Source organism: Psychrobacillus sp. BL-248-WT-3 (genome assembly GCF_012843435.1).
Taxonomy (GTDB): Bacteria; Bacillota; Bacilli; order Bacillales_A; family Planococcaceae; genus Psychrobacillus.
Genome location: NZ_JABAFC010000025.1, coordinates 41,947 through 54,916 on the forward strand (window position 1 = coordinate 41,947; position 12,970 = coordinate 54,916).

11 protein-coding genes are annotated in these 12,970 nt (G+C 39.7%); 3 read left to right on the forward strand and 8 right to left on the reverse strand.

Translation table 11 applies throughout. The features are described from left to right. Positions 1–116: 116 nt before the first annotated feature. From HF876_RS12940 to hutU, 5 genes are all read right to left on the reverse strand, one after another. Positions 117–953 carry a 3D domain-containing protein gene (locus HF876_RS12940; protein ID WP_240949759.1) on the reverse strand — a complete coding sequence of 279 codons (837 nt, stop codon included), beginning with the start codon at positions 951–953 and terminating at the stop codon, positions 117–119. A gap of 835 nt (positions 954–1,788) precedes the next feature. Next, positions 1,789–2,109 carry a hypothetical protein gene (locus HF876_RS12945; protein ID WP_169360475.1) on the reverse strand — a complete coding sequence of 107 codons (321 nt, stop codon included), beginning with the start codon at positions 2,107–2,109 and terminating at the stop codon, positions 1,789–1,791. A gap of 254 nt (positions 2,110–2,363) precedes the next feature. Next, positions 2,364–3,353 (reverse strand): agmatinase family protein, encoded by a 990-nt coding sequence (locus tag HF876_RS12950; protein WP_169360476.1) that lies wholly within the window; start codon positions 3,351–3,353, stop codon positions 2,364–2,366. Beyond that, the gene (hutI, locus tag HF876_RS12955; RefSeq protein ID WP_169360477.1) at positions 3,343–4,620 is read right to left on the reverse strand and encodes an imidazolonepropionase; all 1,278 of its coding nucleotides are present in this window, start codon (positions 4,618–4,620) and stop codon (positions 3,343–3,345) included. The genes HF876_RS12950 and hutI overlap by 11 nt, the downstream gene beginning before the upstream one ends. 6 nt (positions 4,621–4,626) lie before the next feature. Next, positions 4,627–6,297: a urocanate hydratase gene (gene hutU, locus HF876_RS12960; RefSeq protein WP_169360478.1), complete on the reverse strand. Its 1,671-nt coding sequence runs from the start codon at positions 6,295–6,297 to the stop codon at positions 4,627–4,629. Positions 6,298–6,569: 272 nt separating this feature from the next. On the opposite strand from hutU, the gene HF876_RS12965 reads away from it, so the two are divergent. The 3 genes from HF876_RS12965 (at position 6,570) to HF876_RS12975 (ending at position 10,846) form a co-directional block, all read left to right on the forward strand. Further along, entirely contained in the window at positions 6,570–8,024 is a 1,455-nt protein-coding gene (locus tag HF876_RS12965; protein WP_169360479.1) for a response regulator transcription factor, read from the forward strand. 100 nt (positions 8,025–8,124) lie between these two features. Beyond that, a complete protein-coding gene (locus tag HF876_RS12970; RefSeq protein WP_169360480.1) occupies positions 8,125–8,451 on the forward strand; it encodes a nucleoside triphosphate pyrophosphohydrolase in 327 nt (108 codons plus the stop codon). Then, the gene (locus HF876_RS12975; protein WP_169360481.1) at positions 8,444–10,846 is read left to right on the forward strand and encodes a DEAD/DEAH box helicase family protein; all 2,403 of its coding nucleotides are present in this window, start codon (positions 8,444–8,446) and stop codon (positions 10,844–10,846) included. Before HF876_RS12970 ends, HF876_RS12975 begins: the two co-directional genes overlap by 8 nt. A 266-nt stretch (positions 10,847–11,112) precedes the next feature. On the opposite strand, the gene HF876_RS12980 is transcribed toward HF876_RS12975, so the two are convergent. From HF876_RS12980 to HF876_RS12990, 3 genes are read right to left on the reverse strand one after another with little or no spacing between them, the layout of a single operon-like run. Beyond that, on the reverse strand, positions 11,113–11,328 hold the full coding sequence (locus HF876_RS12980) for a hypothetical protein (protein WP_240949760.1): 216 nt from the start codon (positions 11,326–11,328) through the stop codon (positions 11,113–11,115). Beyond that, the gene (locus tag HF876_RS12985; RefSeq protein WP_169360483.1) at positions 11,321–11,818 is read right to left on the reverse strand and encodes a hypothetical protein; all 498 of its coding nucleotides are present in this window, start codon (positions 11,816–11,818) and stop codon (positions 11,321–11,323) included. The genes HF876_RS12980 and HF876_RS12985 overlap by 8 nt, the downstream gene beginning before the upstream one ends. 36 nt (positions 11,819–11,854) lie before the next feature. Continuing rightward, on the reverse strand, positions 11,855–12,868 hold the full coding sequence (locus HF876_RS12990) for a hypothetical protein (RefSeq protein ID WP_169360484.1): 1,014 nt from the start codon (positions 12,866–12,868) through the stop codon (positions 11,855–11,857). Between the last annotated feature and the right edge of the window lie 102 nt (positions 12,869–12,970).

Sequence of the window (12,970 nt, forward strand, 5' to 3'; positions counted from 1 at the left end):
ACCCTTTATTAGTCATATTAATTTTTCATTATCCTTTATTCTATTCATCTTCTCAAGTACTTTTTATATAGTATGTAACTATAAAAACCCATGTAAAATTACATGGGTTTTTTACGTTAGTTTAATATGATGAGTTTAACTTGTTTTCTACCCCACTGTATTGCATTATCATAGGATGGGATAAATACGTCAATTTTATTCCCTTTGATAGCCCCGCCAGTATCTCCAGCGATTGCCTCACCATAGCCCTCTACCCATACCCTTGTCCCCAGGGGTATAACACGAGGGTCAACGGCTATTACCTTTTCATTTGGATTGGCCCTTAGATCAATTCCATAGGCAGTCGTTCCTGAGCATCCTGTACAGTAGGCTGTGTATGCTGTGGCTTCCATCGTCATTTCAACAGAGCCTTCTGTTTTAGGTTCTGCTGTTACAACTGGCGCTGATGTAGCAACTTTTGTAGAAGCTGTATTCGGTGTTGAAGCTGCACTTGGAGCTACTGGTTCAATTGGTGGAGCAGTAACTCCCATTACTTGTCTTTTCGGTGTGTCCTCTAAGTCTCCTGTCCCCTGCTTTACAATGAGTTCGTCTCCCGGAAATATTAAATCTCCTGTTATATTATTCATATCCATAAGTTCATTGAGTGACAAATCATTTGCAAGGGCAATTCTATAGAGGTTGTCCCCCTCGGCAACCGTATAAGTTACTGGCTCTGAACGAAGCTTCATAAGCAATTTCATTGCATATAAATCATCAAAATGTATATTAAAGTCGTCCATATCGTTCTCTAAGTCAGTTTTTTTGTCTACTAGATTCCTGTGGTCTGAAGTGTCGGTAAGAAAAATCGATTCATCCTCTTGAGTTATAGGGGAGAATAGACTCTCTGCATGCGCTACTGTGTTTGTGGTCAACATCAATAGCACTACAAATAAAATAGTCCTAACCTTGAACATAAAGTTCCTCCTTTGTACCTCTTTTCGTAAACTCTTTAGAGTATTGCCCCAAAACTCCAAAAAACAAACCCTCTAAATAAAAAAATAGAAGTTTTCGTTCAAAACAACTAAAAAATTCAGAGAAAGGAAAGACTTTATATCATACTAGATTGAGAAATAATTCATCAAATGTCTATTAATTCCACAACATAAAAATATCAAAAGACTGGTAGTGTTAATTACAAATACCACCAGTCTTTTTTATTAAACCTATGTCTAGCATGGATTTTGGGTTAAGGTTGATTGTTTAGATGATCACCGCTGTATCAAGGGATATCGCCTCCTTTGATACTGGGTTGGTAATCGATTTTATGGACGTAACGGTATTGCTTTATGGATATGGGACACTTCTTGCCTTTGTATGGGCGCTCTGCGCATATTTACGGGCGCTATTTGGATTTATGGGCGATTTTCTCCTTTTTATGGGCGCTTCGACTCGCTTTATGGGACACCTTCTCCCCTCGTATGGGCTCCCTGCGCATATTTACGGGCGCTATTTGAATTTATGGGCGATTTTCTCCTCTTTATGGGCGCGCTGACTCGCTTTATGGGACACTTTCTCCCCTCGTATGGGCGCCCTGCGCATATTTACGGGCGCTAGTTGAATTTATGGGCGATTTTCTCCTTTTTACGGGCGCTACGACTCGCTTTATGGGGCACTTTCTCCCTTCGTATGGGCTCTGTGATGATTCATCTAGAATGATTTCGATCGTCCTACGCTACTCTTTCCTCATTATTTGTACAAACAAAAATCCAAAAAGAATAACGAAATCTCGTTTCTTTTTGGATTAGCTTATTATGTCCATTTTAAATTCTCCAATAGCTGATGAAAGCTTTCTAAAAAATTCTTCTTGCTCTCCTCGTTGTTTAAAGATTTAACGTCTACTCCGCTCATAAATTGTAAAATCTCCGGGTGATGATCCCAATCCTGTTCAAATTGACTCTTGAAATCTACATACCAATCATACTGATACATCCTTTTCATATGCCGGATGGCTCTTCGACTCTCTTCCGTGACTTCTTCCTTTGTCCTCTCTCCTAGAATAAAAATGGATTCTGTAAACCTTGAAATTTTATTTTTATATTGGGTAAACGCAGTGGATATCCTTTTAATCATACAATTCCTCCCTGTCCCATTTACTATTATTATACGCGAAATTATATAAAAAAGATTAATTTTTCAGATAATTATTCAAAGAAATCCATTTATTCATGACTGAATATATAACGAAGAAACACTTAGAGCTACCCCTATCTAAAAAGATGGCACGCTGCTGGGTCTCTTCAAAAAAACGTTTGACTAGAGGCAGCCAAACGCTTTCTTTAAAACAGTTCTCTATCCGACTGTGCTTCATCTAAGCCTTATAAGGCCTAATATCTCTTCACTCGATGCTGATAAAAAGATGCTAAAAATGTTAAAAAGGCATAGGTGGTTGTCTTTACAGTTGCCTCCACCGAATTATCCTTCGTTGGATCAATGCATACAAAGTCGATCGCTCCTATTCCATCGCATTTCCCGACCTCATACAAAATTTCGAATAGCTCATCAGATCTCATGCCACCTGGAGTAGAGGCTGGGACACCAGGAGCGTATGAAATATCCAGAACGTCCATATCAACCGTTACATAAATAAAGTCTACCTGCTCCATCAAAACGGATAGTATATCTTGTACCGTTTGCTCGATACCCTTCTGACGCAGTTCCTTTAAACGAATACGATGAACCTCATAATCGTTTGCTGCCTCGATTAGAGAAGGAGCGTTATAAAATCCATGCAATCCAATATTATAGACATGCTTTCCCTCAATCACTCGACCCTCTATTAATTGACGAATGGGGGTTCCGTTCGTCGGACCGTGATCATCTGTCGAACGTAAATCCAAATGAGTATCTAATTGTAAAATACCAATCTTTTTCTCTGGCATTACCTTCTTTAGTCCACGAATAGTTGCTGCCGTTACCGAATGGTCTCCACCGATGGTCACCTTCAGTGCATTTGGATAAGTCTCTGCGACACTCTCCATCGCATCCTCGATATGTTGGTGACAGCGTAAAATATCGGTAACATGCATTTTTACATTTCCGATATCTGCTACGGTTAACTCACGAATATCTATATCTTCATCAATATAGTAGGTTGAGAACTTTTCCCACGATTGGCGAAAGGCATTTGGAAACTCGGAGGCTCCTGAAACACTAATAGAGGATCTGGAAAGCGGTGCTCCTAGAAGCACTACATTCCAATCTTTTTTCTCACTTTGCCACTGAGGAACTATCCAATCCTTTACCTTCATATCCTGATGTACTGTCCTTTGCCAATCAAATGGCGAGTGCTCTATCGGAGCTTTATTATAGTCCATCGGTAATCACTCCGTTGTCCAAAACTACTTTTCCATTTTTGATAACAGTTTTTGTATGATTCATCCCGTAGAAGTATTGCAATTGCTGATAGTTTGCTACATTTAGAATAAGTACGTCTGCCTTCTTACCCACCTCTAGAGAACCGATCTCATCTCCACGATTAATCGCATAGGCTGCGTTAATAGTAGTCGCAGTGATTACCTCTTCCATTGTCATACCCATATTCATACACGCTAAATTCATGATGAAAGGCAAAGAAATCGTTGGGGAAGATCCTGGATTAAAATCAGTGGAAATGGCAACGGGTACCCCTTCATCCACCATCAGTCTTCCTCGTGCAGAGGCAGCCTTCAAGAAAAATGCTGTCCCTGGCAATAAAACAGCAACAGTTCCAGCCTTCGCCATTGCTTGTATTCCTTTATCTGATGCTACCAATAAATGCTCGGCTGAAATAGCTCCAACCTCTGCTGCTAGCTCCGCCCCCTCATATGGTTCAATTTCATCGGCATGAATTTTAGGAATAAGCCCATGCTCCTTGCCTGCCAATAAAATCCTACGAGACTGCTCTGGAGTAAATACTCCCTTCTCACAGAAAACATCATTGAACTCTGCTAACTGTTGCTCCACAACCATTGGAATCATATCATTCACAAGCAGATCCACAAATGCATCAGGATTTGCTTTGTACTCAGCAGGTACCGCATGGGCTCCCATAAACGTCCGAACAACGTCGACCGGATGATTTTCCTGAAGCTTCTTTGCAACAAGTAGCTGTTTCTTCTCGGTCTCCCAGTCCAACCCGTAGCCACTTTTCGCTTCTACCGTCGTTACCCCATGGCGAAGAAAATCATATAGATGGTTATATGTTTTCTCGTATAAGTGATCGAACGATGATTCTCTCGTTTTCTTCGTTGTCGCATGAATTCCACCCCCGGCATTCATGATTTCCATGTAGGTAGCACCGTTTAGACGCATTTGGAATTCATTTTCACGAGTTCCTCCGAAGACGAGATGAGTATGGGCGTCTACTAGACCCGGCATAACTATATGGCCTGATGCATCTATAACCTGTGCTTGCTCGATGAGCTGAGGATGCTGCTCCTGAAGCTCTTCTTTTGTTCCGATAGCAATGATTCGGTCTCCTTCTATTAATATACTTCCATTTTCTATGATGCCAAGCTCGCTCATCTCTTTTCCTATGCGTGCTTTTTTACTAGCAGATGCTAGAGTAACTAATTGGTTGGCATTTGTGATTAGTAATGTCATGTATCCTCATCCTTTTATGTTTAGCATTGGTATATGAACATTCTTCTCCTGGGCAGTTTTAATGGCAATTTCGTACCCAGCATCCGCATGGCGAGCAACTCCTAGCCCAGGGTCCGATATGAGTACTCGGCTAATTTTTTCTGCTGCCATCTCCGTGCCGTCTGCCACAAGCACCTGACCAGCATGCTGGGAATATCCCATTCCTACTCCGCCCCCGTGATGTACACTCACCCAGCTTGCTCCACCAGCCACATTCACTAGTGCATTTAAAATCGGCCAATCTGAAACTGCATCAGAGCCGTCCTTCATTCCTTCTGTTTCTCGATTAGGGGATGCAACAGAGCCTGAGTCTAGATGGTCTCGCCCGAACACAATGGGAGCCTTGAGTTCTCCTGAAGCGACCATTTCGTTTACCTTTAAAGCAAAGCGATGGCGATCACCGTAGCCTAGCCAACAAATTCGAGCCGGGAGACCTTGCCACTTCACCATTTTCTGAGCCATATCAATCCAATTTACAAGCGCCTCGTCTTTTGCAAACATTTCCTTTGCCAGTGCATCTGTCTTTAAAATATCCTCTGGATCCCCGGACAATGCAGCCCAGCGGAACGGGCCTTTTCCTTCGCAGAACAATGGTCTAATGTACGCTGGAACAAAACCGGGGAAGTCGAAGGCATTCGCTACACCCATCTCCTGTGCATACTTCCGAATGTTGTTACCATAATCAAATACCTCTGATCCAACTTTTTGGAAATCGAGCATCGCTTGAACATGATCAGCCATAGCCTGTTTCGCCTTATGCTCATATGCCTTCGGATCTTCCTTGCGAAGCTTTAGTGCCTCCTCCAAAGACATATGATTTGGGATATATCCATTTAGCGGATCATGTGCGCTTGTTTGATCTGTCACTAGATCTGGAACGATTCCACGCTCATATATCTCTCTATAAATATCCGCACAGTTTCCAACTAACCCGATGGATGCTGGTTCTTTCTTGTTCTGCAACTGTTTCACCATTTTTAAGGCATCATCTAAATCTTCTACTAAGTAATCACAATAGCCTTCTTTTATTTTTCTTTCAATGCGTTTCTTGTCTACCTCTACAACAAGAATGACTGCTCCTGCCATCTTCCCGGCAAGGGGCTGAGCACCACTCATACCACCCATACCACCTGTTAAAATTAGTTTTCCGCGGAGGTCTGCACTACCAAACACTTTTTTACCTGCCTCTACAAAACTCAAATAAGTACCCTGTAAAATTCCTTGAGCACCAATATATATCCAGCTACCTGCAGTCATTTGGCCATACATCATCAAATCCTTGTCCTCTAGCTCATAAAAATGCTCCCAGTTAGCCCAAGCTGGAACTAAGTTAGAGTTTGCAATGAGAACACGTGGTGAATGCTCATACGTTCGAAACACAGCTACCGGCTTACCAGACTGGATCAGTAGCGTTTCATCGTTTTCTAGCTTTTTCAGCGACTCGATTATTTGCGCATAGCTCGCCCAGTTTCGAGCTGCCTTTCCTATTCCCCCGTACACCACTAGCTCATCCGGATTTTCAGCAACCTCGGGGTCCAAATTATTCATGAGCATACGCATAGCAGCCTCTTGCGTCCATCCTTTACAGGAAAGCTGATTTCCTGTTGGTGCTTTAATATTTTGCATAACATGTTCCATCACACAACACTCCCTTTAATATGATAAAAATACGCTTAATGAAAGGGGTCTTTTAAACACATCCCTCTGTTTTACCAATTATAAAATTTAGAAAAAATAAGATATATATAATCCAGGTTTAAAATAAAGGAATTTTATTAGATAAGGTGGAATTTTATAAAGATAAACAGGGAATAATTTATGATTTTATGAATCAATGAATAAAATGATAAGAAAATACCTCAATGTTAATTCAAAGTTAAATAAGTACAACTAGTAGGGGGTGTAACAGATTGAAGCTCTTAATTATTGACAGGGATCAAACGGAAAGAAATGGTATCCAGTGGTTTATCAAGCGATATCAGTTGGATGTTATGACTGTTTTAGAGGCAGGAAATTTTAACGAGGCAGTGGAGCAAATCGAGGCCGAGAACCCAGAGGTTATTTTACTCGAAATGGAGTTGCTTGCTCAGAGTGATTCCAAACGATTAAGAAAAGCATTATCGCTAAATTCCCATCACATCATTGGGATCACTGCAGAGCCACTTTTTAAGCATGCTTTAGAAGCACTTTCCATGCGAGCGCTCACTCTCCTGGTTAAACCAATAGACTTAAGCTTGCTTAAACAATATTTAACTCATGCAGTTAGAAATGAATTAAGAGTGCAACAAGAGAGTCTACCTTTAATAGGAGAGCATTCGATTTATCCTTCCTTATTTTTAGATCAATATGAGATAGAGCAAGAGTTTACATTTTGTCTGATGTTGGAGGCTGAGATTTTGGAACAGAATGAACAGCTTTTCCATTGGCTAGAATCCCTAAATCATTTGACTCTCTTTCCCCTTTCTAAGCGTATTGTGGCATTCTCAACAGAAGAAACACTCGAGGAGCTTCGTAAAAAAACAAAGGCAATTATAAGGGAATGGTCTAACACACAGAATACCAACTTAAATATAGCTATCTATGATCTACCGAGAAAATCCGTAAAGGACATGTACCAAGCTATAAAGGAAACCCTGAAGCTACGTTTTCAGCATGGCTTTGGGCAGGTTTTTCTTGTGAGCGAACTTCCTACCTTTCAAAGTTTGGACCCATTTTTAACAATGGAACAGCAACGACTTTGGATATCGAGCCTAGAGCAAAATGACGTACAGACAATCAAGCATTTTTTATATAGCATCTCTACCATTAAAACGTATTATCATCCAGACACTATACGCATCCATTTGACTAGCATTCTCGCACAAATACGGAGATTCATGCTTAAATACCAAATGGAAAAACGAATAGATTTGGAACATCGCTACAACCAACTCTTTGAACTCATTCTAAATCATCCAGTCCTTTACACGATTATCCAGGAAATCGTCCTCCTCTGTCAGGACATAATGAATCAGGTGGAAAAACAAAAAGAAAAAGGCCAGTTCGACTATGTAAATGCCGCACTGGACTTCATCGACCTCCATTATACAGACGATAAGCTTAGCCTTGACCAACTCGCAAATTTTCTAGGAATCAGTCCTAGTTATATAAGTATGCTTTTCTCGAAAACAAACGCTTTGACCTTCAAGCAATACGTTACTAAGAAGCGACTCAACCATGCCATGCAGCTACTTCAGGAGACCAACCTAACTATCAACGAAATAGCAGCAAAAAGTGGCTTTAATGACGCCAACTACTTTTCTAAGCTGTTTAAGGCCAATCATAATATTAGCCCGTCCTATTACAGGCAGCAGGTAATAGGTTAAGGAGACCTCTACTATATAATTCATTTGTAAAGATATAGACGAAAGGTTTAAGATTAATATCAACAGCAGCAAACTAAATCAATAGTAAGGAGGAACAATTATGCCAGTATACAACAAGCTAGTACGTGACCTAATCCCTCAGGTAATCGAGAAATCTGGAAGTAAGTTTTCCACGCGCATTTTAGATAAATCCGAGCATTTAACCGAAATAAAAAACAAATTATATGAAGAAGTGAAGGAATTTGAAGCAACGGATAACCGCAAAGACGCACTTGAAGAGCTTGCAGATATACTAGAATTAATCCATGCAGCTCTTCCTATTCATGAAGCTACATATGAGGAGCTTGAGCAAATCCGTCTTGCCAAAAAAGAGAAGCGCGGAGGATTTAAAGAAGGAATCTATTTAATAGAGGTTGAGGATGAGTAGGCTAAGGCTGATCACATCTAATCTTATTGAGGACTTGAAGAGTCTTACTCTCGATGCGACTAGTATTTACTGGATTACTGCATTTGCTATGAAATCAGGCGTTAGGCATGTACTCCCTTCTTTAAAGGAGGCAGGTTTACGTGGAGCAGAGCTTAAGCTACTAGTTGGTGACTATTTATACATTACTCAGCCCGAAGCACTGAAGCTCTTACTAGAGGAACTTCATCATGCAGAGATTAGAATCTATAGAAGTAATGGAATTTCCTTTCATCCAAAGGCTTATATGTTTCGTTCCAATGAAGATAGTCACCTGATTGTTGGCTCCTCTAATTTATCCTCCTCTGCGTTACATAATGGGATAGAATGGAATCTTTACGCCCCTGCCGTAGTAAGTGGAACCGTTTTTGAGGAAGCAACAAATGAATTTATGAAGCTTTTTTATTCAGCCTCCACTATTCCCTTAAACACAGAAACTTTATCAGGCTACCAAGAGGCCTATAACAAAGTGAACAAGGATTTAGCGATTAGTAATACCTGGTCAGCAAATGAGGAACAGGAGATCATGTTCGGTACAGTTAATGGAGAGTCGATGGTTATTGATCCCAAAGAAGAATACACGACTGGGCCAAGTAAGCTTACTCCTCGCCCCGCTCAGGTATTGGCACTGCAAGCGCTAAAGAAAACGATAGAAGATGATTATGACAAGGCTCTTGTCGTTCTAGCTACTGGTTTAGGCAAGACCTATTTGGCTGCTTTTTTCGCAGAACAGTTTAAACGGGTACTTTTCATCGCACATCGAGAGGAAATATTATACCAAGCAAAAAACTCTTTTCTACATGTCCACCCTAACCAGTCAGCCGGCATGTACAACGCAGTTGAAAAGAATGTACATGCAGATTTTATTTTTGCTTCTATTCATACGCTTTCCCAGCAGTATCACCTCGATCAATTCAGCTCAAATGACTTTGATTTAATCGTTGTCGATGAATTTCATCATGCTGCTGCACCAAGCTATGAGCGGGTTATCGAATATTTTAATCCCAAATTTTTATTAGGTATCACAGCTACTCCAGACCGTTTAGATAATAAGGATGTCTACAGTATTTGTGATGGAAATGTAGCCATTCGCATTCCATTCATTGATGCGATAGAGCGGGACTGGTTAGCTCCCTTCCGATATTATGGGGTCTATGATGAAACGGACTATTCTCAAATTCGTTGGCTAGGAAATAGATACGATGAGGACGAATTAGCTCGCTTTCAATTACGTGAAGAAATGGCTAAGAAAATATTAGAGGCCTGGAAGCTCCGTAAACAAAGTAAAACGATTGGATTTTGTTCTTCTGTAAGACAAGCTAATTTCTTAAGCAATTATTTTTCTGGAGCAGGATATAATTCAGTTGCCTTAAGCGGTGCTACTCCTCGAGAGGAACGTATAAATGCGAGGAAAGAACTGGAGAATGGATTATTAGATATCATCTTTACCGTAGACTTATTTAATGAGGGAGTGGATATTCCCACAGTTGATACTCTTCTTTTTATCCGTCCCACTGAATCTGTTGCAGTATTCACGCAACAGATTGGTCGAGGCTTGCGTCTTGCTGACGGAAAAACGCATTGTGTCATTATTGATTTAATAGGAAATTATAGGAATGCAGACACGAAGCTGTCTATCTTTTCAGCAGAGCAAATGGATAAACCAAACCTGTATACAATACAAGCTGCTATACCTGAATATTGCTCTATCGAATTAGAAACGGAGATCATTGACCTTATTAAAGAAATGGAGAAAAAAGCTGCTAGCCACAAGCAACGAATGATTTATGAATACTTCCGATTAAAAGAGGAACTAGGAACCCGTCCTTCCTACCTAGAATACCATTTAAAATCAGGAATCATAACAACCCAAGTCAAAAGTGAGTTTGGCTCCTATGTAGGTATGTTGAAGGATGCTGAGGAGTTAACCGAACAAGAACTAAAGGCGTATAACCTTTATCAGGAATGGGTTGAAGAAGTAGAAAAAACAGCTATGACTAAAAGCTATAAGATGGTACTCCTGAGCTACATGTTATCGCGTGGGGTAAATCACTGGTTTGAGCCAGTCACTGCAGAGACTGTTGCTCCCTACTTTATTGATTTTCTAACCACTAAGGAATATAGAAGAAAAATCGATTCCATTGTACCAGATCATAAAAAAACGGCTTCCTTAATTGGTCGCATGCCTATGACCAAATGGAGTAATTCTTCAAAAGGGAAAATTCGATATGTAGATGGAGAATTTGCTCTAAACTTTGATGTGAGTAAACATGTGAATGAAATCATCTTTAATTGGACGAGGGAGATTTGTGAATATCGATTACATTGGTATTTCGAAAAGAAGGCTGAAAGAATTTAGGGTAAGTAGCAGTCCAATTAACTTTGCAAATAGAAAGGCATAAATAGAAGGAAGAAACCTTGAAAAGCTTTGGCTGATCAAGGTTTTATTTTATGATCTTTAAACTTTATAATTCCTTATCTTTCTAAATCCATGGAAGAAAAAGAAAAAAAAGCAGATTGATAATGATGGTATTTGACCATAATCACCCTGCTATTTGTTTCTTTGTATAATCTCATTTATTAACTATTTTTCAACTTGACCCAATAAACTCTTATAGCATGCAATTATTTTAGCTCATTAATAATTCCATTTACCCCGTGTACAACTATACTACTAAGTACGTCAGTATAATTATTGTAGTCATCTGATTTATCGATGATAGTATCAAAGACTTCTTTCAGCTTACCATCAATTATAAGTGTAAGCCCTTCTACTTGCTCCTCACTTCCCTCTTTCCCAAACATTTCTTTCATTATAGTAAAGGTTTCTGTTTTATTCATCGTCATTCTCCTTTTGAAATAAATTTTCGCCAGTGATTATCCAATATTGATAGTCTACCGGAATGTTTTCCATGAATTGTTCATACTTCCCTAGCCACCCATTCGGTACATATAATTCATAGGATGCCGGTTCTGGATAAAAAGAAGTAAGCTTCTTATCATCAAAATCAACATATAAAGAAGGTATCATATCTGAAATATGACTATATTCTCTATGCACTAAACTTTTTCTTAACTCTTCATTACTTACTTCTAATTCTCTGATTTCATGTAGAAAATCTTCCACATTATCTTCATTTACTACTGCCATATCAAACCTGTCAGAAAAGTCATCAGGATTAGGAATTTCAAATCCTTTCTCCAGATAAGAAGATATTAATTTATTTAAATCTAGAAACCATATTTCCTTATCTGTAACAAACCATCTATATGATGTGTTGTATTTAACTAAAACTATTATGTTTTCAGCATATTTGGGTTTGTTAAACAATGTATCATCTCCCAGTTGTATTAAGTGTTTCGTATTTTATTTCTTTATCTTACCATATTCCTCAAGCCACTCAATCCATGGTGAGGGAAATTCAAATGATGTTCCCGGTGTACTAGGGTCAACCACTTTTGATGCTGTCCCTCCCTGATTAAGTGGATTGTTTTTATATCTAAACTGTGGTATTGCGCTTTCTTGCACAAAATCGTCAAACCATCTTGGCACTTCAATCTCTACAATTTCAGCACCAGCGCCTCTTTTCTCCAAGAAATATTCGGCATGTTCCCTAGTCCCTGCGCTAACGTTTAAGTTTGCATCCTTGTTAGGAATGATCATTCTTCCATTATTGTCGACTTGAATCCTTACTTGGCTTGCATTTGGCATTTCTCCACCTTGAACCCTAAAGTATGATGTAGTGTCATCCATCCCCTGAGATCCCGGTTTAACATTTTCCGTAACTCGATTGACGTCTCGAGCATCTTCTATTGCTCGGCCTCCTTTTATTGCAAATCTAGCTCCAGTAGTGCCCCAACCCACGAATGGAATCATCGATCCAAAGGAAAGTCCTGCATTTAGCATATCTCCTCTAGCGGTATAGATTATCCCGTTTACACCATCCGCTACTTCTCCCACAACTGGTATCAGTCCTAATATATCTAATCCCAACTGAATACCATCGAGGACTTTATTTTCCTGCGGTTCATCGGCTTGATCGTTTTCTTTATATATTACTTCGGAGACAACTTCATAGCTAGATTTTCCACCATCCATTGTTTCTTTAATGATTAAACCATTTGCGTACGCATGGTACTTTATATTTTCTCCCACGTTTTCTTCAATTAGCGAGACTTTCATCCCTTCAAGGGTCTCAAAAGTATCCGAATTGATTGTTGTTCCAATTAACTCTTCATATTCTTCTACCCATAGATTGTTAGGGTCTAAGTATACTTTAGGAAAGAGTTCTGTTCTAATCCCACTACCGAAAGTTATGGCTTTCCATTGACTGGACTGGAAAGAAGTGACCTTTACCCCTGCCCCAAACATTCCTTCCATAAGTACTATCCATAAGCCTAACTCTTGATGCTAGTATGGATGTATGGACACAAGTTAGTTAAGTCTCTATCCTATAAATAGAGAGGACGTGTCCGGAATGAA

What these genes read in the sequence shown, in the direction of transcription:
- HF876_RS12940 (WP_240949759.1), bottom strand. Translation starts at nt 953, where the DNA reads ATGTTCAAGGTTAGGACTATTTTATTTGTAGTGCTATTGATGTTGACC.
- HF876_RS12945 (WP_169360475.1), bottom strand. Translation starts at nt 2,109, where the DNA reads ATGATTAAAAGGATATCCACTGCGTTTACCCAATATAAAAATAAAATT.
- HF876_RS12950 (WP_169360476.1), bottom strand. Translation starts at nt 3,353, where the DNA reads ATGGACTATAATAAAGCTCCGATAGAGCACTCGCCATTTGATTGGCAA.
- hutI (WP_169360477.1), bottom strand. Translation starts at nt 4,620, where the DNA reads ATGACATTACTAATCACAAATGCCAACCAATTAGTTACTCTAGCATCT.
- hutU (WP_169360478.1), bottom strand. Translation starts at nt 6,297, where the DNA reads ATGGAACATGTTATGCAAAATATTAAAGCACCAACAGGAAATCAGCTT.
- HF876_RS12970 (WP_169360480.1), top strand. Translation starts at nt 8,125, where the DNA reads ATGCCAGTATACAACAAGCTAGTACGTGACCTAATCCCTCAGGTAATC.
- HF876_RS12975 (WP_169360481.1), top strand. Translation starts at nt 8,444, where the DNA reads ATGAGTAGGCTAAGGCTGATCACATCTAATCTTATTGAGGACTTGAAG.
- HF876_RS12980 (WP_240949760.1), bottom strand. Translation starts at nt 11,328, where the DNA reads ATGAATAAAACAGAAACCTTTACTATAATGAAAGAAATGTTTGGGAAA.
- HF876_RS12990 (WP_169360484.1), bottom strand. Translation starts at nt 12,868, where the DNA reads ATGGAAGGAATGTTTGGGGCAGGGGTAAAGGTCACTTCTTTCCAGTCC.